We start from the raw sequence: 20,856 nt of genomic DNA, 5'->3' as shown, positions 1-20,856 counted from the left end.
GTACCGTGTAAACTGCCGACCTGTCTGGCTTTCAGACGAAGCGCGCTGACCGCCCGAGGGCTTCCCGGACGCGGGCACGATAGTCGTCGCGAGAGATCTCCCTGCAGCCCAGAAGCGACAGGTGCGCGGTCAGCACCTGGACGTCGAAGAGGAGGAAGCCGCGCTCGCGCAGCCGATCCACGCAGGAGGCAAACGCCACCTTGGATGCGCCGCTCACACGATGGAACATGGATTCGCCGGCGAAGAGCGCGCCCATGGCGATGCCGTACAGCCCTCCGGCGAGCGTCGATTCGTGCCAGACCTCGACGCTGTGCGCCCAGCCGAGGCGGTGGAGCTCCGAATACGTGTGGAGGATGTCGGGCGTGATCCAGGTTCCTTCCCTCGGCCGATCCGCGCATGCACGCATGACGTCGTCGAACGCTTCGTCAAACGAGACGCGGAGATCCGACCGGAAGGCGCGACGCACCGTGCGCGGCCATGGCCCCGCCGAGGCGAGCGGAAAGATCGCGCGCGGATCGGGCGATGCCCAAGGCACGAGGCCCTGACGGACGGGCCAGGGAAAGATGCCTCCCCGGTAGGCCTCCAGTACCAACGCCGGCGAGAGCGATCGGCTCACCGCCACGACGTCCTCGCCACGCCGCGGCTCGGGAAAGCGCACCGCGATATGCGGCGGCTCGATCGGCGGATACGGGATCACTGCTGTTGTTGTATTACGGCGCCAATGCTGAATCCGCATCTGAAAGGGCTCTCGTGCTTCGCGTGCGGAACGTTTCACGAGCCGGGGGCGCTGCGCACGGTGTGCGGGCGCTGCGGAATGCCGTTGCGCGTCGACTATGCGCTCCAGCGCTTCGAACCGGCTGGCCCTCCCACATTGTGGCGATACGGGCCGGTCCTGCCCCTCGATCCGGCGGGCGCGGTCACGCTCGGCGAGGGATTCACTCCGCTTTTGCGCGTCGACGACCAGCTCTGGGTGAAAGACGAGTCGCGCAATCCCACCGGCTCGTTCAAGGCGCGAGGGATGGCGGTTGCCGTGTCGATGGCGAAGGCCCTCGGAGCACGCGCCCTCGCGGCCCCGTCGGCGGGAAACGCCGCGGGAGCCCTCGCTGCCTACGGCGCCGCGGCTGGATTGCCTGTCACGGTGGCGATGCCGGAGGACACGCCGCGCGCGTTCGTCGAGGAGTGCCGCCATTATGGCGCCGATACGCACCTCGTGCGCGGCACCATCTCGGACGCCGGCAAGTGGCTCGCCGGGCATGGTCCGCGCGAAGCCTTCGACGTGTCGACGCTGAAGGAGCCCTACCGCGTCGAAGGCAAGAAGACGATGGCGTACGAGCTGTTCGAGCAGATGCAGGGAACGCTCCCGGATGCGATCGTCTATCCGACCGGCGGCGGCACGGGCCTGATCGGAATGTGGAAGGCGTTCGACGAGATGCAGGCCATCGGCTGGATCGGGCCGGAGCGGCCCCGCCTCGTCAGCGTACAGGCGGAAGGGTGCGCGCCGGTCGTCCGCGGCTTCCTGTCGGGTACGGAACAGACGGAGCCCTGGCTATCGCCGCGCACCGAAGCGTATGGACTGCGCGTACCGAATCCGATTGGCGGGTTCATCTGCCTGCGGGCTTTGCGCGAGACGCGGGGAACGGCCCTGGCCGTCGCCGAGAACAGGATCGGTCCGGCTGCGCAGGAGCTATCGCGGCGCAGTGGAATCGACGTCTGCCCCGAAGGAGGCGCGGCGTGGGCGGCGGTGAAGGACTTGTCTGCGAGCGGCTGGCTGAAGCCACGCGACCGCGTCGTGGTCTTCAACACCGGAACCGGCCTCAAATACCGTTAAGACTCCCGTTCGCCGATGAGCCGCGCCAGCAGCGTCGCGCGCGCCTGCGGGTCGCCGAAGGATTCGCGGTAATCGTCGATGCTCCGGCGCAGGACTTCCACCGCCTCGACGCGGTCGTAGACCTCGGCGATGCGGACGGTGCGCGCCCGCTCGCCGGGCATCTGCTTGTACGTGAGGAAGTAATGGCGGAGCCGCTCGATCAAGCCTTTTGGCGCATCCGCGATGTCCCGCAGGTCGCCGTATGCCAGGTCGCCTTCCAGCACCGCCACCACCTTGTCGTCGGCCTCGTCGCCGTCCATCACGCGCAGGCCGCCGATCGGGCGCGCGCGGAGGAAGAAGTTGGCATGCGCCATGGTCTTCTCGGTGAGGACGCAGACGTCCATCGGATCGCCGTCGCCGCGGACGTTGGCTACTCCGGTCCGCTCGGAGCAACGCTTTCCCACCCGCACCCCGCAATAGGTCTGCGGGACGAATCCGTACAGCGTCGGCGGCTGGCTCGAGTAGCGCTGCGGCCGGTCGACGCGCAGATGGCCGCTCTGCTTGTCGAGCTCGTACTTGACGGTGTCGGTGGGCACGATCTCGACGTAGGCCTCGATCACCCCGGCGGGATCTCCAGCGGCCACGCCGTGCCACGGGTGCGCCTGGAACATCGTCCGGACCAACTTCTCCAACTCGTCTGCCACGGGGCCGGCGCGTATCACGAGGAGGATGCGTGGTAAACAGGCGCCGTCATGGCCAGCACGTTCGAGACCAAAGGACGCCCGTCACGGCAGGACGCGCTCGACTACCATTCCAGCGGCCGCAAGGGAAAGATCGAGATCGTCCCTACCAAGCCGGTTGCCACCTCGCGCGATCTGTCGCTCGCCTACAGCCCCGGAGTCGCGGAACCCTGCCTGGAGATCGCGCAGGACCCCGACCTCTCGTACAAGTACACGATCCGGGGAAACCTCGTCGCCGTGATCTCCAACGGCACCGCCGTGCTCGGACTCGGCGACATCGGCGCCTACGCCTCCAAGCCGGTGATGGAGGGCAAGGGCGTCCTGTTCAAGAAGTTCGCCGACATCGACGTGTTCGACATCGAGGTGGACGCGAAGGACATCGAGACGTTCTGCAAGGTGGTCAAGGCGCTGGAGCCGACGTTCGGCGGCGTCAACCTCGAGGACGTGAAGAGTCCCGAGTGCTTCATCATCGAGCGCCGGCTGCGCAGCGAAATGCAGATCCCGGTGTTCCACGACGATCAGCACGGGACCGCCATCATTACCGGAGCGGCCCTGATCAACGCCCTGGATCTGGCGAAAAAGCGGATGCAGGACGTGAAGGTGGTCTTCGTCGGAGCGGGCGCGGCGGCCGTCGCCTGCGCCGAGCAGTACGTCAAGCTAGGCGTTCCCCGCGAGCACATCTTCATGTGCGACAAGTTCGGCCTCGTCTATCGCGGGCGACCGGAGGACATGGACGAATGGAAGGGCGTCTTCGCGCAGGGAACGCAGCCGCGCTCCCTTGCGGAGGTGCTCAAGGGGGCCGACGTGGTCGTCGGCCTGTCCGCGAAGGGCGTGATCTCGAAGGAGATGGTCGCGACGTTGGCGCCGAACCCCATCCTCTTCGCGCTCGCGAATCCGGTCCCGGAGATCCTCCCCGAAGAAGCCCAATCGGTCCGCAGCGACATCATCATGGCGACGGGGCGCAGCGACTACCCGAACCAGGTGAACAACGTGCTCGGCTTTCCCGGGATCTTCCGCGGCGCTCTCGACGTGCGCGCCAAGGCGATCAACGACGAGATGAAGCTCGCCGCCTCGCGCGCTCTCGCGGATCTCGCCCGGCAGGACGTGCCCGAAAGCGTCAGCGCGGCGTACGGCGGCCAGATCTTCAGCTACGGTCGCGACTACATCATTCCCAAGCCGTTCGATCCCCGGGTGCTGACCGCGGTGGCCCCAGCGGTCGCCGAGGCCGCGATCGAATCGGGCGTCGCGCGCGTCGCCCTGGAGCGCGACCGGTACGCAGAGGCGCTGCGGCGGAGGCAGGGGCGGACGTACGAAGTGATGAGCGTGGTCGTCTCCCGCGCGCGCCGGCGCATGACGCGGATCGCGTTTCCGGAAGGCAATCACCCGCGGATCCTCCGGGCCGTGCAGGAGCTCGTCGAGGAGCACATCTGCACCCCGGTGCTGCTAGGAAACCGCGAGCACATCCAGGAGCTGGCGAACGAGGCGCACCTGGCGGCGATCGAGGACGTCGAGATCGTCGATCCGCTTCGCAGCGACCGCCTGGAGCCGTACGCCCGCGCGTTCTACGAGCTGCGGCAGCGATCCGGAATCTCCTGGGCGGAAGCGCTGTACAGGATCCGGCAGCGGAACACCTATGCCGCGATGATGCTGCGCGAAGGCGCGGTGGACGGGCTGGTCACGGGAATGACGCGGACGTATCCGGAGGCGATCCGCCCTTCGCTGGAGATCGTGCGCACGCAGCAGGGACGGCGCGCCTCCGGCACCTACATCGTCGCGTTCAAGGAGTCGCTGAAGCTGTTCGCGGACTGCACCGTGAACGCGGACCCGACGTCCGAGGAGCTGGCGGACATCGCCATCTCCACCGCGGAGCTGGCACGGGCCTTCGAGCTCACCCCCCGCGTCGCCATGCTCTCATACTCGAACTTTGGCACCGACCGAGGTGGCTCGCCGGCGAAGGTTCGCCGCGCGGTGGAGCTGGTCCGCGCGCGGCGGCCTGATCTGGAGGTCGAGGGAGAGATGCAGGTGGATCCGGCAGTGGTGCGCTCGGTGCGCGAGACGGAGTTTCCCTTCGCGCGCCTGAGCGGTGACGCGAATGTGCTCATCTTCCCCGACCTGAACAGCGGGAACATCGGCTACAAGCTGCTCTGGCGGCTCGGTGGCGCGGAAGTGATCGGGCCGGTGCTGATGGGCATGGCGAAGCCGGTCAACGTCCTGCAGCAGGGCGCGTCCGTGCAGGACGTGGTGAACCTGGCGGCGATGACCGCGGTGCGCGCGCAGGGCGAGCTCACCTATTGAGCCGCACTTCGCGGATGGTCACGCTCGCGCCAGGATGCCGCGTTCGCGCAACCGGTCCACGACGCATTTCTGCAACGACGTCTGCGCCAACGAGAAATACGCGTCCGTGTCCATCCATCCGAGGGCATGGACCGCGGCTGACTGGGAGTCCAGGTCCGGACGGCGCTGCGCGCGTTTCCAGCCGCTGACCAGGGCGTCGATGGTCTCCGTCGCGATCTCGCCGAGGAGGCACCGATCCGACCGCGTGAGCCGATCGGCTGCCCAATCTAGGAACATGAATCCGAATTCGCCGTGCGCCGCCTCGTCCTTGACGATCTGCCCCAGCACGCCGCGCACGAGCGGGTGGGCCGCGACACGGAAGGTACCGTGAAGAAGCGGAATCGAAATTGCCTCGCCCACGCAGAAGATCCGCACGACCAGATCGGCGGCCCGAAACAGCGGGCGCGTCCCTGGCCGCGGCTTCGGGACGAGCTGCTCCGGATCGTGCAGCAAGGGCGCGCCGCCCCCCAGCTCGGTTGCGAGCCTGGAGCAGAGCTCGACATGGGTAATCTCGTCGAGCGGGAACCGCGCCGCCAACGCGACCAGGTCCAGGGGCGCGCGCGCCTCCATCAATGCGCGAAGCGCGACGGCGCAGGCTGCACCGGTCCGGTGTTCCTGGAACGCAGCCTCCGTCCAGGACTTCCGGGCTGCGAGCACCAGCTCGTCGGGAAAGGCCGCGGGATCCAGCGTCCCCCAAGGCAGATCTTCGACCTCCGGCCGGAGTCGGCGGTAGCGGCGCTCCGCAGCGCCACCGAGCAGCGACAACTCGAACAGCTCAAGATCCGCCATCGGCGCCGCCATCGACGGGACAGGCACAGAACGCTCCGTCGGGCCGCCCCCCGTCCGGCAGGCAGACGCCGGCGTCGCAAGTCGGCACCGGTTTCAAGTTTCCGACCACGATGGGCTCGTCCGATCCGCCGCATCCGGTGATCACCGCCACCGCGATCCCCGCACCGGCTGTCAGGAGCGGCCGAGCCTTGGAACGTCGCCTGCGAGACTTTGCATCCATCGGGTCCTCGTGGTCGACGAAGTTAGGAACGCGACTCCGCATTTCCAGTCCCCATTGGGATCCAAGATGGCGGCGATTGAACAAGACGGGTCAAAGCCGGGCCGATAGCCGCGCAAGTACCGTCGGTCCACAGCACCCCGACTCATCCGCTCCGTGCCTGGTCACGACGGTGCGGTCCTTGACGTTGCGGCATATGCTCCGCCGCGGGCTGAGGATGCTTCGCAGACTTGCACAGGGCATGATCGTTCTGGCCGCCGTGGCTCTCTTCGTATTTGCCTGGCGCGGTGACGGGGCGTGGTTCGACAAGCACGTGTTCCTGCCGCAGCAGTTTTTCATCCCGGCGAGCCGCGGCATCGTTGTCTGGTCTCGGACAGCCGCCGTCGCAATCGCGATGCTTCTGCTCGTCCTCGTCCGTTTCCTTCCGCGCGGGGCTTCGGGCCGGCGCCTGCTGCTCGCGGTGCTCCTGACGCTGCCTGCCGCGGAAGTCGTCATTGGATGGCGGGTCCACAGGCTGATACGCCCCGAGCTGGTCACGGCGATGGACGCGCTCACCACCTCGCATCCGCGCTACGGGCGCACGCTCACGGCCTCCATGGATCGCGTCCAGCCGCTCTCGGGCCGCGAGATCCGCTTCCGCACGGATGCGGAAAGGCGGCGGATTTCGGGCGCTGCGATCGACGCCACCTCGCCGTCGCTGATCTTCACCGGCGAGTCGACCATGGCGGGATTCGGCCTGCAGTGGGAAGAGACGTTTCCTGCCCTGGTCGGAACGCGGCTGCAGCTCCAGGTCGTGAACCTCGCCAGTCCGGCGTATCGCGCCGTTCAGTCCTGGGTGCGACTGAAGGATGCGCTGCCGAATCTCGAGCATCCTGTAGCCGTCGTCGGCATTTTCATGCCCGGTCTCGTGGGGCGCAGCTTCGTCCCCCCGGAAGCCCCAAGCCTGCTCCAGCGCTCCGCCCTGTACCGGCTGTGGAAGCATCTTTACTGGTCGGACGCGGCCGTCGACGAGGGCATGCGCGCCGTCGCAGCCAGCCTCCGCGACATGGCCGCCTTGGCCAAGGCGCGCGGCGCGCCCTGCATCTTCCTGGTGACGGGGCGCACGCCGCAGTGGATGCTGCACGAGCTGTTCGAGGTGCCCGCCCTGGACTTCGTCGTCGTCGAAGTGCCGCAGGAAGAGCTGCTCGCCGATGGCCATCCCGGCCCGCGAGGCAGCATCCGCATCGCCAATGCGCTCGAGGCGCGACTGCGCACCACGCTGGCGCACCGCTGATTGCGGCTCAAGCGTCTTCGGGAAGCACGTCGCGCGAGATGTGCCAGGCGCCCCAGCTCACGCCTGTAAGCGCCAGCACGGCGCCGGCCGCGGACAACGGCGGAATTCGATCGCCGTACACCAGCCATCCCAGCCCGAGAGCGCCCACTGGCGTGAGCTGCTGGATGATTCCCGCCGGCGCCGAGCAGACGGCCAGCACGGCGAGCGCCGAAGCGGCGCGCGGGGCTTTCACCGGCTCGTACTTAGCATGTACAAGCCAAAGCGAAGCCGCAGGGCGCACCTCCGGTGCGGCAGCGGATTGCAATGCACAGCTTCCGGCGATCATGTTGCCTGTACGGTATTGGGACGACTTCCTCTGACCCTGGTGCTACGTCGCGGCCGGGCGCCGGCGGGAGGTCCAGAAGGAATTCGCGGATCGCGTGCGCTTCCTCCGGCGCGCGTACCTGCTCGTCGCGCGCGACGGCCAGCGCCCCTTCTACGATGACTACGTCATCTCGCACCGGGTCCGCGCTGCGCAGATGCTTCCCCAGCTCGGGTTCGCCATTCCGCAACCCGGGATGAAGTACCCGTCCTCGAGCTGGAACGCGCAGCTGCTGGCCATGCGCGTGTCTGACATCTTCCCCGAGCGGCTCGATGCGCTGGAAGACGCGATCTTCGGCGCGATGTTCCGCGAGCTGCGCGACGTTTCCGATCCGGCAGTCTTGCGCGAATGCGCGCGCGATGCGGGAGTGCCGGAGGCGGAGGTCGACGAGGCCATCGCCAGCAATGCGCTTCGGGAGCGTGCGACCACCGAGCACGAGGAAGGCGAGGACGCAGGCGTCTCGGGCATTCCCGCGGTGGTGATTCCTGAACTCCCGCCGATCATGGGCGCCGTGCCGACTGACATGTATCGACAGGCGCTCCGCTCCGCTCTCGGCGCGTAGACGCGACCATGCTAGCGTCCGCGGCGTGCATCCCGTCCCTTCGCCGGTCGACAGGCTGCTGAAGCCGCTGCATCGCTGGATCTGGGCCGATGCCGGACGGCGCGCGCGCAAGCTGCTCCGATTCGCCGAGACCGAGGCGGACGGCGGGCGCGATCTGGCGCGCGCCGCGGAGCTGACGCGGGATCCGGTGTTGCGCCGGCTCTTCTTTCGCCATGCCGGAGACGAGCAGCGGCACGCCGATCTCTTCGCTCGCCGCGGGCGCGAGCTGTTGGCGGCAGCGACTGCGGATCGCGGCTTCGAGGCGAACTGGCTGGCGCCCGGCGAACGCGGCCTCGATGACCTGCGCGTCGAGGACGAAGCGGACGAAACGCTCCTCGCATTCCTGCACCTTTCCGAACAGGCGGCCGCCGGCCGCTTCGCCGCGTACGCGGAAGTGCTCGACGCGGACCCGCAGACCCGTGCTCTCTTTGCGCGCATCCTCGAAGACGAGGCGTTTCACATGACGTATACCCGCAAGCAGCTCGCGCGGCTCTCCCCCAAGAAGCAAGGCCTTCGGCTGTGGCAGGCGCGCGCGGCCAGGATCTGGAGCGCGTATCTGCGCCTCGCGTCCGCCGTTGCCGGGGTACTCGGACGCCTGCTGCTGTTGGTGCAATACTTTCTTCTGCTGCCGCCGTTCGCGCTGCTGGCGAAACGCGCCGCGCGGTCGGAGCCGGTTGGCTTCGCCTCTGCGCGCCGGCCGATGCCGATGAAGAGCCAGTACTGATGCGCATCCTGGGCATCTCGGCGCACTACCACGATTCCGCGGCGGCATTGCTGATCGACGGGATGCCGATCTGCGCCGTCCAGGAGGAGCGGCTCTCGCGCCGCAAGAATGACGCCGCGTTCCCGCTCTCCGCGATCGAGTGGTGCCTCGAGCAGGGGCACCTCGAACCGGAGCAGCTCGACGCAGTGGTCTTCTACGAAAAACCGATGCTGAAGTTCGATCGCATCCTGACCATCGCCCTGCGCGGCTTCCCGCGCACGTGGCGCAGCTTTCCGCGCGCCATGCAGAACGCGCTGGGCGGCAAGCTCTGGGTCAAGGGGATCATCGCCTCGCGGCTCGGCGTCCGCTCGGACCGGATCCTGTTCTGCGAGCATCACCAGTCCCACGCCGCGACCGCCTTTCTCACGGCTCCTGTGCAGCGCGCCGCGATCCTCACTGCCGACGGCGTGGGCGAGTGGGCAACGTTGACCCTCGGCCGCGGCGACATCGACGACGACGGGCAGGCTCGAATCGGGATCTCGCGCGAGCTGCGCTTCCCGCACTCGCTGGGCATGCTCTATTCGACGTTCACTGCGTATCTCGGCTTTCCCGTGAACGAGGGTGAGTACAAGGTGATGGGCCTCGCCGCCTACGGACGCCCCGCGTTCGAGGATTTGCTCTGGCGGATCGTGCGGCGCACTCCAGACGGCGGGATCGCGCTCGATCTCTCGTATTTCGACTATCACGAGAGTGCGCGACGAGGCTGGTCACGCAAGCTCGTCGACGCTCTGGGGCCGCCGAGGGATCCCCGCGATCCGATCGACCTTTCGACACCGGAAGGCCAGCGCTGCGCCGATGTCGCAGCCAGCGTCCAGCTCGTCGTGGAAGAGATTCTCGTCGACCTCGCGCGGCAGCTGCAGCGTGAGACCGGCCTCCCCGATCTCTGCCTCGGCGGCGGCGTCGCGCTGAACGGCGTGGCCAATGCGCGAATCCTCCGCGAGTCGGGATTCAGCAACCTGTACGTTCCACCCGCTCCCGGCGACGCCGGGTGCGCCATCGGCGCGGCCCTCTACGCGGACCGGATCCACTTCGGCAGGCGGCACGGCGCGTTTCCCGATCATCCTTACTGGGGACCGGTGGTCGACGCGAGCGAGCTGGCGCACATCGCTGCCGAAGACGGCTTCGAGGCGCATCGCTTGACGGAACCAGAGCTGCTGCCGCGCATCGCGGAGGAGCTCGCGCAGGGGCGCATCGTGGGTTGGATGCAGGGCGCCTGCGAGCTGGGTCCGCGCGCTCTGGGCAACCGCAGCATCCTCGCGGCGCCCCACGACGCTTCCATGCGCGAGCACCTCAACCGCAGCATCAAGTACCGGGAGGAATTCCGTCCTTTCGCGCCGGCGGTCCCGATCGAGCTTGCGGACCGCTACTTCGAGCTTCCGCGGGGAGGAGCGCGGCTTGCGCGCTTCATGTCCGGCGTGTTCCCGGTGCGGACGGAATGGCGTGAGCGGCTGGCCGCCGTCACGCACGTCGACGGGACCGCGCGCGTCCAGACCGTCGATCCGTCGATGGCGCCACGCTTTCACGCACTGCTTCATGCCTACGGCGCGCGGACCGGCATTCCGGTGCTGCTGAACACCAGCTTCAACCTCTCGGGTGAGCCCATCGTGAACCGCGCCGTCGAAGGATATTCCACGTTCCGACGCAGCGACATCGATCTGCTGGTCGCGGGGGACGCCCTGGTGACGAAGCGCCGCTCGGCCCAGACGCTTCCGGAGGTCGCATGATCCGCCGTCGCGGCAGGCTCGCTCGCACCTGGCTCATGCTCGCGAACGCGGTGCCCACCATCGCGGACGGAGCGCGTGGCCTCTGGCGAAGCGAATCGGGACGCAAGTGGCTAACCCCGCTGCTCGTCTTCCTCTGCGCGACGGGTCTCATCCTGATCGTCAGCGCCACCGTCGAGGCCCTGGCGCCGTTCCTCTATGCAATCTTTTGAGCATCTTCTCGCCTGTCCGCGCTGCCGCGGCCCGCTCCGCGCGCTGCACTGCGATGCGTGTGGTGCCCAATACGACGCGCCAGGCGGCATTCCCGCTCTACGGCTCGACGGCGACGCGCGAACCGAGCAGGTTCGCAGCTTCTATGCGACGGCGCCCTTTCCCGGATACGGGCCCCGCGACAGCTACGCCGGCCTGCGAGCGCGCGCTTCGCGGAGCGCATTTGCGCGCAGCCTCGACGCCGCCATTCCGGACGATGCCTCGGTGCTGGAAATGGGGTGCGGCACCGGCCAGCTCAGCCTGTTCCTGGCTGGTGCTGGCCGCCTGGTGATCGGCGCCGATCTGACGCGCGCGGCGCTGGAGCTCGCGCAAGGCGCGGCGAACCGATTCGGTGTCGGCGGCGTCCGGTTCGTCGAGACGGACGTTCACGCGCCGGGCCTTCGCAAGGAAGGTTTCGACGTGGTGGTGTGCAACGGAGTTCTCCACCACACGCCCGATCCGCGCGCTTCGTTTGCCGCCCTTTCGGGACTGGTACGCCCCGGCGGCGTAATCGTGGTCGGGCTCTACAACGCGCTCGCGCGCCTGCCGCTTCGCGCTCGCCGCGTGGTAGCGCGCCTGAGCAACTATCGCTGGATTCCCGGCGATCGCGTCCTGCGCGACCGCTTCCGCGAGCCCGATCGGCGCGAGGCGTGGATCCGCGATCAGTACAGGCACGTCGAAGAGCACCGGCACACCCTCGGCGAAGTGCGCGGCTGGTTTCGCGATGTGGGGATCACCTGGTTGCGCGCCTATCCAAGCACGCTGCTGGACGACGAGGCGAACGAGCTCTTCGCGCAGGAGGACGACTGGGCGCTCGAGCGGATGGTGGCGCAAGTGCGGTGGATGCGGAGCCTCGGGCACGAAGGCGGCCTCTTCGCGGCGGTCGGAGCGAAGCCGTAATTTGATGCATGACCGCAGAAGCGCTGCTCTTCGACATCGACGGCACCCTCGTGGACTCGGTCGACCTGCACGCCCGTGCATGGGAGGAGGCGTTCGAGCACTTCGGCAGGCGCATTTCCTTAGCGAAGATTCGCGCGCAGATCGGCAAGGGCGCCGACGAGCTGCTGAAGACGCTGCTCCCGCCGGAGGAATTCGAAAAGCGCGGCGAGGAGATCGATCGGTGGCGCTCCGATCTCTACAAGCGGAAGTACCTCGGCCAGGTGCGCGCATTCCCGCGCGTACGGGAGCTCTTCCAGGAGCTGCTCCGGCGCAAGCTCCGGATCGCGCTGGCCTCGTCGGCCAAGGGAGACGAACTCGCGCGGTACAAGCAGATTGCCGGCATCGACGACTTGATCGACGCGGAGACGAGCAGCGACGACGCCGAGCGCAGCAAGCCGAATCCCGACATCTTCGCCGTGGCGCTCAAGGGACTCGGCGGCGATGTGCGCAAGGATCGCGTGCTCGTCGTCGGCGACTCGCCCTGGGACGCCATTGCCGCCGGCCGCCTCGGCGTGCGCACCCTTGGAGTGCTCTGTGGCGGGTTTCCGGAGGCGGAATTGCGGAAGGCGGGCTGCATCGCGATCTATCGCGATCCAGCCGACCTGCTCGCGCGGCTCGACGAGTCGCCGATCGTCCGCTGAGCCCAGCGCGCGAACGTCTGCGCCAGCTCGGTCAGGACCTCGGGATCGCCGCGCCCGCTCTTCTTGCGCACATGGAACGAATGGTCTGCGTCATCGACGATGTGGAGCGTCGTCCGGGGCAGGCGCTCCACGGTGGGCCGCAGCAGATCGAGATGCGCCAGCTCGTCGCGCGTGCCCTGCAAAAAAAGCATGGGAACCGCGACTTCGCGCAGATGCGCGGCCCGCTCGACGCCGCGCTTGCCGGCCGGATGGAGCGGAAAGCCGACGAACGCGAGCCCGAGCACGTTTGGGAGCGGCGCGAGCGCCTGGGCCTGCGAGGTCATCCGGCCGCCCATCGACTTGCCTCCGGCGAAGAGCGGAAGTCCTTCCTTCGCCGCGGCAGCCACCACCTCGCGGACGCGTTCGTGCAGGACCGCAGGCGGATCGATGCGCCGCCGCCCTTCTTCCATGTAAGGAAACTCGTACCGCAGCGTCGCGATGTGGAATGATGCCAGCGCTACGGACAGCTTTTCGAGAAAGGGATGGCGCATTCCGGCACCAGCGCCATGTGCGAGCACGTACAGGCAGAAAGCGCCGTCGGGGCGCCGGAGGATCATCTCAGCTTGCCTGCGAGCCGTGCGAGGGCCGCCTGCAGGTCGGGACTGAGCTCGAGCACCGGCTGCAGCGGATCCTGGCGCAGCTTCTTCATCCGGGCCGGCGCGGTCTTCAGCGTGAACTTGCGCGGGTCGAGCTTGCCGTTCACTTCGCTCCACTTGAGCGGCATCGAGACCGTCGCGCCTTGCACGGGCCGCGCGCTGAACGGGCCCGCGATGGTCTTGCCGTGCCCGTTCTGCAGGTAGTCGAGATAGACGCGCCCTTTGCGCGAAGGGATGTGCCGCTCGATGGTGGCGATCCTCGGAAACCGGGACTCGACAGCTCGCGCGATCAGCTCCGCCAGCGTCGTCGACTGCGCGTGCGTGAGCTGGCCTCCCACCGGCAACAGGACGTGGAGCCCCTTCTGCCCGCTGGTCTTGCAGAAGCTGGGCAGTCCGATCTCCTCGCACAACTCGTGCACGGCGTTGGCCAGCGTCACCACGTCCTCGAACGGCGCGGTCTTCGGGTCGAGGTCGATGATGCTCCAGTCCGGATGCTGTGGCTTCGCCATCCGCGATGCCCAGAGATGCAGCGGGATGGTGCCGAGATTGATGACGTACAGGAGGGTGTCGACGTCCTCGCAGACGAAGAAGTCGATGTCCCGGCCACCCTCCTCGCTCCAGACTCTCGCGGTCCGCACCCACGCGGGAACGTAATCGGGAGCATCCTTCTGGAAGAAGCTCTTGCCGGCGATCCCGTCGGGATATCGCGTCAGTACCACGGGGCGGTCGCGAAGGTACGGGAGCAGCCACGGAGAGACCGCGCGGTAGTAATCGATCAGGTCACCCTTGGTGTAACCGTCCTCGGGCCAGAAGACCTTGTCCAGGTTGCTGAACGGGACTTCGCGCGGCAACAGCGTCACGGGCGGCGCCCCCGGCTCGATGCATTCGGCGGGCGCCTTGTCGCTGCGGAACCTGAGGAACGTCGGCTGTCGCAAGAGCCCGTCCTCGGTGATCTCCTTGTAGCGCACCTCGACCACCAGCTTCGGCTGCACCCAGGTGTGCCCGCGGCCGCCCGGAAGCGGTCCCATGCAGGGCGGCTTGTCCAGCCGCAGCGCTTCGAGCTCGGCGCGCGCGGACGTGAGCTCCTTCTCGCTGAAGCCGCCGCCGACCTTCCCCACGTAGACGAGACCCTCCGTGTTCTGCACGGCGACGTGGACGGAGCCGAAGCCCGTCCTCGATCCCTCCGCGCGCGTGAACCCCACCACCGCGAAATCTCCCACGCGGTCGATGCGGATCTTCTGCCAGTCGCGGAATCGGCCGCTCCGGTAGGCGGATTGCGCCCGCTTCGCCACGATTCCTTCGAGACCGAGCTCGCGCACGCTCGCATAGAGAGCGCGGCCCTGACCCTCGACGTAATCGACGGCGCGAATGGGACCCGCGGCCGGGACGAGTTGCAGCAGCAGCTTCTTCCGCTCGATCAGCGGCAGCGTCCGCAGATCGAAGTCCTCGAACGCCAGAAGGTCGAAGAGGAACAGCGTCGCAGGCAGCTCCGCTGCCGCGCGCTCCACGTCGCGCGGCGCGGTGAGCAGCGCGCGCTTCTGCAGCCGCTGGAAGACGGGACGGCCGGTATCGTCGAGCACCGCGATCTCTCCGTCCGCAATGAACCGCTCGGCGGGGAGCGCCAGCAACGCGCGCGCGAGATCCGGAAAGACCGCCGTGGCGTCCGCTCCGCGGCGATAGAAGATCCGCGGACGCGCGCCGTCGTGTCGCGGTCGTCGAACGGGTCGCTGCGCGGCTCGGCCAGCATCGGCTGCACGTCCTCCCCAACCACCGGGCGCCGCGGGGCCTTCAGCGCCTCGCAGTGCGCGCGCATCCCCGCCGCCCGCTTGCCGCGCTCGCGCAGCTCCTCGACCGCGAGACCGGAAAGGATGGAAGAGTCTTCGTAGGGCTCGGCGACGCCGCGGCGCACGTGCCCGTCGCCGGTCTCCTTGATCAGCAACCACTCCTTTCCCGTCTCGCCCTTGATCCGAACCAACGTCCACATCCCCTTCAGCTTGAAGCCCTTCAGCTCGAAGAGCAGCTTGCCGGCCCTGACTCCCTCGGGCGGGTCTCCGACCGGACGCCACAGCCCGCGGTCCCAGACGATCATGGGACCAGCGCCGTATTCCCCGTCCGGAATGACCCCCTCGAAGTCCGCGTACTCGACCGGGTGATCCTCGGTCTGCATTGCCAGCCTTTTCTCGGCCGGATCCGGATGCGGACCGCGCGGCACCGCCCAGGACTTGAGCACGCCGTCCCACTCGAGTCGCAGGTCGTAATGCATGCGCGAAGCGCTGTGTTTTTGCACGACAAAAACGCCGGGCCGCGCTGCTCCCGCGCCCATCGGCTCCGGGGTGCGATCGGCCGACCGCTTGCGCCGGTATTCGTCCAGCAATTTGGACATTCGTGCGGCGAGGTTATCATCCACGCCCCATGAGGCCACTTGCTACGGGGACCATTTCCTTCGGGCTGGTTTCCATCCCGGTGAAGCTGTTCTCGGCCACCGAGTCGTCGGCGGCGATCTCGTTCAACATGCTGCACGCCAAGTGCGGTGGCCGGGTCAAGCAGCAGTACATCTGCCCGCGCGACGACAATGCGGTGGTCCCGCGCGAGGAGATGGTGAAGGGGTATGAGTTCGCCAAGGACCGCTACGTCACCTTCACGCCGGAAGAGTTGAAGGCGCTGGAGGAGAAAGCGTCACAGCAGATCGAAATCGCCGAATTCGTTCCCAGCGAGAAGATCGATCCTGTCTACTTCGACAAGGCCTACTACCTCGGACCGGAGAAAGGCGCCGATCGCGCCTACCGGCTGCTGGCGGAGGCGATGCGGCGCAGCGGCAAGACCGCGCTGGCGCGCTACGCCGCCCGCGGCAAGCAGTACCTGGTGCAGATCCGGCCGCTGCCCGAAGGCGGCCTGGTGATGCAGAATCTCATGTACGCCGACGAGATCCGCCCGTTCTCGGAAGTCGGCGTCGAGCCCGCCGAGGTGAAGGACCAGGAGCTGGCGCTGGCGCGGCAGATCATCGAGCAGATCTCGACCGACGAGTTCAAGCCCGAGAAGTACAAGGACGACGTGCGCACGCGCATCCAGGAGCAGATCCAGCGAAAGGTCGAGGGGCAGGAGATCCAGATCGAGCAGCCCGCCGCGCCGCAGACGCAGATCATCGATCTGATGGAGGCGCTCAAGGCTTCGCTGGCCGCCAAGGGCCTCGGTCCGGCAAGGGAGAGCGCGCCCGCGCCGGCGAGGCCCGAAGAGCGGAAGCCGGCCAAGCGCGCCGCCGGCGAGGCCAAGGCGGAGAAAAAGGCTTCTTCCCGGAAGTAGCCCTCCGTGCGATCTTCGGCCGCGATGAGCGGCTACGGAGCGCGCGAGGTGGCGAAGATGCTCGGCCTCTCCGTGTCACAGGTGCGCGCGTACGTGCGCGCGGGCTTCCTCGAGCCTACGCGGGGGCCGCGCGGCGAGCTGCGGTTCTCCTTCCAGGATCTGGTGCTGCTGCGCACGGCGCAAGGGCTGGTCTCCGCGCGCATTGCGCCGCGGCGCGTGCGCAGCGCATTGCGCAAGCTGAAGGAGCAGCTTCCCGAAGGCAGGCCGCTGCGCGGCGTCCACATCCACGCGGAGGGAGATCGCATCGTCGTCGGCGACGATCGCGCCTCGTGGAGCCCGGAGTCGGGACAGGTGCTCTTCGACTTCGAGACGAAGGAGCTGGCCCGCAAGGTGGCGCCGCTGCAGATCCGGGCCCGCGGCGGCGACGCCTCCGACTGGTACGAGCGCGCCTGCGATCTGGAAGAAACGGCACCGGATGACGCGGCGGCCGCGTACCGCCGGACGCTGGAGCTCGATCCATCGCATGCGGGCGCCTGGGTGAATCTCGGGCGGCTGCTCCACGAAGCCGGAGACGCTCGCGCTGCCGCCCAGCACTATCGGAAGGCGATCGAACTGAACCCGGACAACGGGGTCGCGCTGTTCAATCTTGGCGTCGCCCTCGAGGACCTCCGGATGCCCGAGGAGGCGATCCTGGCCTACCGGACGGCGCTGGCCGCCGACGCTGCCTGCGCCGACGCGCACTACAACCTCTCCCAACTCTACGAGGCGCGGGGCGAAGGAACAGCGGCGCTGCGCCATTTGCGCACCTATCGCAAGCTGGTGCAGGCGTGACGGTGCACGTCGGCACCAGCGGATACAACTACGAAGCCTGGAGAGGCAGCTTCTACCCCGAGGACCTCTCGTCAAAGAAGATGCTCGGGTACTACGCGGAGCAGTTCGATACCGTCGAGATCAACTATTCGTTCTACCGCAAGCCGACGACGAAGATCCTCGAGGGATGGGCGGCGCAGGTGCCGGAACGGTTCCGGTTCGCGCTCAAGGCATGGCAGCGAATCACGCACCAGAAGCGGCTGCGGGAGAGCAGCGAGCTGGTGGAAGGATTCGTGGACGCGGCTCGTACGCTCGGCGCGCGACTGGCCCCCGTGCTTTACCAGCTCCCTCCGAATCTGAAGGCGGACTTGCCGCTCCTACGAAACTTTCTCCAGCAGCTCCCTCGCGACCTGCGTGCGGCCTTCGAGTTCCGCCACGCGAGCTGGTTCGCGGATGAGACGTACGCAGCCTTGCGCGACGCCGGGGCGGCGCTGTGCATCGCGGAGAACGAGGAGCTGGCGACGCCCGCGGTGCGCACGGCGGACTTCGGGTACCTGCGTCTGCGCCGCCAGGACTACGACTCTGCGGCTTTATTGAAATGGGCAGAGTTCGTGAAGACGTACACCGGCGAGGTCTTCGTCTACTTCAAGCACGAAGATTCTGCGGCCGGGACGGAATACGCCAGGCGCTTCGCATCTCTCGCAAAGTCGTAGAGTCTCGCGCGCTTCGCGAGATCGGCGCCTGATCGCCCGGCGTCCGACCGATCGCCACGCGGTTGACGGCGTCCGTGACCACGACTGTCCCTCGAACCTTGAGCCCACACGGCAAACGAGCCGAGCAGCACCGCGCGTTGGTGGATGAAGCAGGCCGGCACACGGTCATCTGCGCTGGCAGATTACAGGTGGCCCTCCTCGATGGATAGATGCCCAGGGCGGCGCGCATCGTTGCTTTGCTTTGCTCGCATGAGTCTGCAAATTTCGAAAAGTACGACTTGAAAATCCAATTCCATCATTGGCGAAACCTTTAAGTGACCGCGATTTCGGGACGATCTTCTTCTCTCGTCAATCTTGCCGAATGGCGCTTGCGGCGAAGTGCCCCAGGTTGCCTTCGACCGCCGCTGCGCTCAGGCAGCTGGCAAAGAGAAAGGATTGGGTTGTGTCTGTGGCACACGAGAAGACATGTCATGCTTCGCGCCGCTTCATCCTCGTCGCCCTGATGTCGCTGTTCGCTGCACCCGCAAGGAGCATCGCGCAGACATCCTCCACGCCCACTTTCAGTGGGCAGGCTTACGTCGTACAGGCCACCGTCCCGCCGCTCTTGCCGATCACCGTCGCCGACACCGGTCCCCTCCCTTCCAGTGGAGGCGCGCAGGAAGCCTCCCTTCTGGACGTCCCGCCGATCTCGCTGGGCACCGCCGGGGGCTTGAATGGAGCTGACGTTGCACATGCCACGACGATCGGCCGGGGAAACGCGAGCCGGTCAGAGGCATCGGTCGCCGATCTCAGCCTGACTGCCGCCGGAAACACGATCGCCGCCGACTTCCTGATGTCGGAGGCCAGCGCCCAATGCACAGGGACAAGCCCATCCGTCAGCGGCAGGTCCGATCTGGCCAAAGTCGTCATCAACGGTCAGAGCATCGACGTTTCCGGAGCCACCAACCAGACCGTCCCACTGCCGCTCAATGCAGGGTCAGTCGTGATCAACGAGCAGTCGAGCTCGGTCAACGGCCAGTCGGGCACGATGGACGTCAACGCCCTGCACGTCGTAGTCAACAACCCGGCGTCGGGATCGGCGCCGCTCGCCGAGGTGATCGTCTCCCATGCACATGCCGACATCACCTGTCCTGCGTCGCCGCCGCCGTGCGACGCGACCGCCGCCGACTTCGTCACCGGTGGGGGATGGATTGCATCGCCGTCAGATCCGAATGCCAAGGCAAACTTCGCCGTGGCGGGTGGCATCAAGAACGGGTTGTTCTGGGGTCACCTGATGTACCTCGACCACGGCAAGCCGTTGCGCGTCAAAGGAACCGCAGTGACCGGTTACGGCGCGTACCCTGCTTTCGGATCGAACGGCAGGAAGACGCTCGGCTTGGCCGACGTCGATGGCACCACCGAATCATATGAGGCGGACGTCGCCGATAATGCTGAGTCAGGCCGCGGAGTCGACAGGTTCCAATTGCTCTTGAACGGGGCTCCAGTAAACTCTGACAACTTCCTCGCGGGCGGCAATATCCAGCTTCACAAGCCACAGTGCCAATAGACAGGAGCGCGACCCGTGGAGGCGCGTGGTAGGGTGCGCGCCCCACGGGAGGTGACAGATGCTTCTCGCGCTCGCCTGCGTCGCGCTCGCGGCCACCGCCGTCGAAACCGAAGCCCGCCAGATCCTCGACCAGCTCCTGCGCGTCGATACGAGCCACGGCAACGAGACGGCGGCGCTGCAGCCGGTGCTTGCCCGCTTCCAGCAGGCGGGCATTCGCGCGCAGATCCTCGAGTCGGCGCCGGGGCGTGGAAATCTGATCGCCCGCGTCCCCGGGACCGGCAAGAAGCGGCCGCTGCTCCTGCTCGCACACATCGACGTCGTGCCGGTGGAAGGGCAACCATGGACGGTGCCGCCGTTCCAGCCTACCGAGAAGGACGGCTTTCTCTATGCGCGCGGCGTCAGCGACGACAAGGCGATGGCCGCCGCGTTCACCGCCATCGCGCTGGAAGCGGCGCGCGGTCCGCAGAAGCTCTCGCACGACCTGATCGTCGCGCTCACGGCGGGCGAGGAGACGGGCGGGCTGGTCGGCGTGAGGTGGCTGGCGCAGAACCACCGTGATCTGCTCGATGCCGAGCTGGCGTTGAACGAGGGCGGAAGCCTGCTCGTGGCGCCCGATCTTTCGCGGATGGAAGCAGTGCAGATCGGCGTGGCCGAGAAGACCTTCCAGAGCTACCACCTGACCGTGAAGGGAAAGGGCGGTCATTCGTCCGTGCCGCCCACGGATGTCGATCCGGTCGTGACGCTCGCCCGCGCCCTGCAGCGGATTGGCGAGCTGCGGTTTCCTGCCAAGGTCACCCCGGAGGCGCGCGAAGGGATCGCCCTCTCCGCCCGATACGAGAAGCCGCCGCTGTCCGACGCGCTCAAGCGCGTGGCGGATACGGGCACCGTCTCGCCCGAGGACGATGCCCTGATCAGCAAGGACCGGCTTGCGAATGCCCAGCTCCGCACTACCTGCGTGACGACCATGCTGAAAGCCGCGCCGCAGGACAACGTCTTGCCCACCACGGCGGAAGCGACTGTGAATTGCCGCATCCTGCCCGATGAGACGCGGGAGCAGACCCAGACGAAGCTGGCGCAGGCCATCGGCGATGCGGCCGTCGACCTGAAGCCGACGGAAGACTTCTACTCGGCGAAGCCGTCGCCGATCGCTGGCGCGGTGAACGATGCCGTGCACGCTGCCGCACGCGCCGTCTGGGGTGATGTGGCAGTCGTGCACGCGATGGGGACCGGCGCGACGGATTCGCGGCACCTGCGCGAAGTCGGCATCCAGTCCTATGGCCTCGGCGGCGCTCCGGGGACCCGCGAGGACGCTCGCGCCGGCCGCGCGGCGCACGGCGCGGACGAGCGGCGTCCGATCCGCTGGATCGGCGACGGCGTCAGGTTCCTGCGCGAGGTGACGCTGCAACTGGCGAGATAG

At 67.5% G+C, this 20,856-nt stretch carries 20 protein-coding genes; 14 read left to right on the top strand and 6 right to left on the bottom strand.

Annotation, left to right across the window (positions count from 1 at the left end; translation table 11 throughout):
* Positions 1–31: 31 nt before the first annotated feature.
* Complete coding sequence (locus tag E6J58_22620; protein ID TMB32716.1) at positions 32–736, bottom strand: leucyl/phenylalanyl-tRNA--protein transferase; 705 nt, start codon at positions 734–736, stop codon at positions 32–34.
* On the opposite strand from E6J58_22620, the gene E6J58_22615 reads away from it, so the two are divergent.
* Complete coding sequence (locus E6J58_22615) at positions 722–1,828, top strand: threonine synthase (protein ID TMB32715.1); 1,107 nt, start codon at positions 722–724, stop codon at positions 1,826–1,828. The two genes, E6J58_22620 and E6J58_22615, sit on opposite strands and share 15 nt — an antisense overlap.
* On the opposite strand, the gene E6J58_22610 is transcribed toward E6J58_22615, so the two are convergent.
* Positions 1,825–2,478: an inorganic pyrophosphatase gene (locus E6J58_22610; protein ID TMB32732.1), complete on the bottom strand. Its 654-nt coding sequence runs from the start codon at positions 2,476–2,478 to the stop codon at positions 1,825–1,827. The two genes, E6J58_22615 and E6J58_22610, sit on opposite strands and share 4 nt — an antisense overlap.
* 81 nt (positions 2,479–2,559) lie before the next feature.
* Between E6J58_22610 and E6J58_22605 the strand changes: the two genes are divergently transcribed.
* On the top strand, positions 2,560–4,842 hold the full coding sequence (locus E6J58_22605; protein ID TMB32714.1) for an NADP-dependent malic enzyme: 2,283 nt from the start codon (positions 2,560–2,562) through the stop codon (positions 4,840–4,842).
* Positions 4,843–4,860: 18 nt separating this feature from the next.
* Here the strand turns inward: E6J58_22605 and E6J58_22600 are convergent, their stop codons facing one another.
* The gene (locus E6J58_22600) at positions 4,861–5,670 is read right to left on the bottom strand and encodes a ferritin-like domain-containing protein (GenBank protein ID TMB32713.1); all 810 of its coding nucleotides are present in this window, start codon (positions 5,668–5,670) and stop codon (positions 4,861–4,863) included.
* A 458-nt stretch (positions 5,671–6,128) separates the two neighbouring features.
* Between E6J58_22600 and E6J58_22595 the strand changes: the two genes are divergently transcribed.
* Complete coding sequence (locus E6J58_22595; GenBank protein TMB32712.1) at positions 6,129–7,160, top strand: hypothetical protein; 1,032 nt, start codon at positions 6,129–6,131, stop codon at positions 7,158–7,160.
* Positions 7,161–7,167: 7 nt separating this feature from the next.
* Here the strand turns inward: E6J58_22595 and E6J58_22590 are convergent, their stop codons facing one another.
* A complete protein-coding gene (locus tag E6J58_22590) occupies positions 7,168–7,392 on the bottom strand; it encodes a hypothetical protein (GenBank protein TMB32711.1) in 225 nt (74 codons plus the stop codon).
* A 187-nt stretch (positions 7,393–7,579) separates the two neighbouring features.
* Here E6J58_22590 and E6J58_22585 point away from each other — a divergent pair, with 187 nt between their 5' ends.
* The 6 genes from E6J58_22585 to E6J58_22560 are packed head-to-tail and all read left to right on the top strand — an operon-like array spanning position 7,580 to position 12,435.
* On the top strand, positions 7,580–8,083 hold the full coding sequence (locus E6J58_22585; protein ID TMB32710.1) for a hypothetical protein: 504 nt from the start codon (positions 7,580–7,582) through the stop codon (positions 8,081–8,083).
* 25 nt (positions 8,084–8,108) lie between these two features.
* Positions 8,109–8,846, top strand: a complete 738-nt coding sequence (locus tag E6J58_22580; protein TMB32709.1) for a ferritin-like domain-containing protein — start codon at positions 8,109–8,111, stop codon at positions 8,844–8,846.
* A complete protein-coding gene (locus E6J58_22575) occupies positions 8,846–10,609 on the top strand; it encodes a carbamoyl transferase (GenBank protein TMB32708.1) in 1,764 nt (587 codons plus the stop codon). The genes E6J58_22580 and E6J58_22575 overlap by 1 nt, the downstream gene beginning before the upstream one ends.
* A complete protein-coding gene (locus E6J58_22570; GenBank protein TMB32707.1) occupies positions 10,606–10,818 on the top strand; it encodes a hypothetical protein in 213 nt (70 codons plus the stop codon). Before E6J58_22575 ends, E6J58_22570 begins: the two co-directional genes overlap by 4 nt.
* Complete coding sequence (locus E6J58_22565; GenBank protein TMB32706.1) at positions 10,805–11,755, top strand: methyltransferase domain-containing protein; 951 nt, start codon at positions 10,805–10,807, stop codon at positions 11,753–11,755. The genes E6J58_22570 and E6J58_22565 overlap by 14 nt, the downstream gene beginning before the upstream one ends.
* A gap of 8 nt (positions 11,756–11,763) precedes the next feature.
* Positions 11,764–12,435 (top strand): HAD family hydrolase, encoded by a 672-nt coding sequence (locus E6J58_22560; GenBank protein ID TMB32705.1) that lies wholly within the window; start codon positions 11,764–11,766, stop codon positions 12,433–12,435.
* Here E6J58_22560 and E6J58_22555 read toward each other — a convergent pair.
* Positions 12,378–13,031 (bottom strand): alpha/beta hydrolase, encoded by a 654-nt coding sequence (locus E6J58_22555; GenBank protein TMB32704.1) that lies wholly within the window; start codon positions 13,029–13,031, stop codon positions 12,378–12,380. The genes E6J58_22560 and E6J58_22555 overlap by 58 nt on opposite strands.
* On the bottom strand, positions 13,028–15,445 hold the full coding sequence (ligD, locus tag E6J58_22550; GenBank protein ID TMB32703.1) for a DNA ligase D: 2,418 nt from the start codon (positions 15,443–15,445) through the stop codon (positions 13,028–13,030). Before ligD ends, E6J58_22555 begins: the two co-directional genes overlap by 4 nt.
* 37 nt (positions 15,446–15,482) lie before the next feature.
* Between ligD and E6J58_22545 the strand changes: the two genes are divergently transcribed.
* The 5 genes from E6J58_22545 to E6J58_22525 all read left to right on the top strand — a co-directional run bounded on the left by E6J58_22545 (position 15,483) and on the right by E6J58_22525 (position 20,856).
* Positions 15,483–16,370 (top strand): Ku protein, encoded by an 888-nt coding sequence (locus E6J58_22545; protein ID TMB32702.1) that lies wholly within the window; start codon positions 15,483–15,485, stop codon positions 16,368–16,370.
* 24 nt (positions 16,371–16,394) lie between these two features.
* Positions 16,395–17,201 (top strand): tetratricopeptide repeat protein, encoded by an 807-nt coding sequence (locus tag E6J58_22540; GenBank protein TMB32701.1) that lies wholly within the window; start codon positions 16,395–16,397, stop codon positions 17,199–17,201.
* Entirely contained in the window at positions 17,198–17,893 is a 696-nt protein-coding gene (locus E6J58_22535) for a DUF72 domain-containing protein (protein ID TMB32700.1), read from the top strand. The genes E6J58_22540 and E6J58_22535 overlap by 4 nt, the downstream gene beginning before the upstream one ends.
* Positions 17,894–18,254: 361 nt before the next feature.
* Complete coding sequence (locus E6J58_22530; GenBank protein TMB32699.1) at positions 18,255–19,439, top strand: hypothetical protein; 1,185 nt, start codon at positions 18,255–18,257, stop codon at positions 19,437–19,439.
* A 58-nt stretch (positions 19,440–19,497) separates the two neighbouring features.
* Positions 19,498–20,856, top strand: coding sequence for a M20/M25/M40 family metallo-hydrolase (locus E6J58_22525; GenBank protein TMB32698.1), 1,359 nt, complete (start codon positions 19,498–19,500; stop codon positions 20,854–20,856).

This window comes from Deltaproteobacteria bacterium, assembly GCA_005879535.1.
Taxonomy (GTDB): Bacteria; Myxococcota; Myxococcia; order Myxococcales; family 40CM-4-68-19; genus 40CM-4-68-19.
The sequence above is the reverse complement of the archived record's forward strand: the minus strand, read 5'-3'. Positions and strand labels throughout refer to the sequence as shown.

Bases quoted from the DNA above. Each gene is read 5' to 3' on its own strand.
- E6J58_22615 (TMB32715.1), top strand. From the start codon at position 722: ATGCTGAATCCGCATCTGAAAGGGCTCTCGTGCTTCGCGTGCGGAACG.
- E6J58_22620 (TMB32716.1), bottom strand. From the start codon at position 736: ATGCGGATTCAGCATTGGCGCCGTAATACAACAACAGCAGTGATCCCG.
- E6J58_22610 (TMB32732.1), bottom strand. From the start codon at position 2,478: ATGTTCCAGGCGCACCCGTGGCACGGCGTGGCCGCTGGAGATCCCGCC.
- E6J58_22605 (TMB32714.1), top strand. From the start codon at position 2,560: ATGGCCAGCACGTTCGAGACCAAAGGACGCCCGTCACGGCAGGACGCG.
- E6J58_22600 (TMB32713.1), bottom strand. From the start codon at position 5,670: ATGGCGGATCTTGAGCTGTTCGAGTTGTCGCTGCTCGGTGGCGCTGCG.
- E6J58_22595 (TMB32712.1), top strand. From the start codon at position 6,129: ATGATCGTTCTGGCCGCCGTGGCTCTCTTCGTATTTGCCTGGCGCGGT.
- E6J58_22575 (TMB32708.1), top strand. From the start codon at position 8,846: ATGCGCATCCTGGGCATCTCGGCGCACTACCACGATTCCGCGGCGGCA.
- E6J58_22570 (TMB32707.1), top strand. From the start codon at position 10,606: ATGATCCGCCGTCGCGGCAGGCTCGCTCGCACCTGGCTCATGCTCGCG.
- E6J58_22565 (TMB32706.1), top strand. From the start codon at position 10,805: ATGCAATCTTTTGAGCATCTTCTCGCCTGTCCGCGCTGCCGCGGCCCG.
- E6J58_22560 (TMB32705.1), top strand. From the start codon at position 11,764: ATGACCGCAGAAGCGCTGCTCTTCGACATCGACGGCACCCTCGTGGAC.
- E6J58_22555 (TMB32704.1), bottom strand. From the start codon at position 13,031: ATGATCCTCCGGCGCCCCGACGGCGCTTTCTGCCTGTACGTGCTCGCA.
- E6J58_22545 (TMB32702.1), top strand. From the start codon at position 15,483: ATGAGGCCACTTGCTACGGGGACCATTTCCTTCGGGCTGGTTTCCATC.
- E6J58_22540 (TMB32701.1), top strand. From the start codon at position 16,395: ATGAGCGGCTACGGAGCGCGCGAGGTGGCGAAGATGCTCGGCCTCTCC.
- E6J58_22530 (TMB32699.1), top strand. From the start codon at position 18,255: ATGGCGCTTGCGGCGAAGTGCCCCAGGTTGCCTTCGACCGCCGCTGCG.
- E6J58_22525 (TMB32698.1), top strand. From the start codon at position 19,498: ATGCTTCTCGCGCTCGCCTGCGTCGCGCTCGCGGCCACCGCCGTCGAA.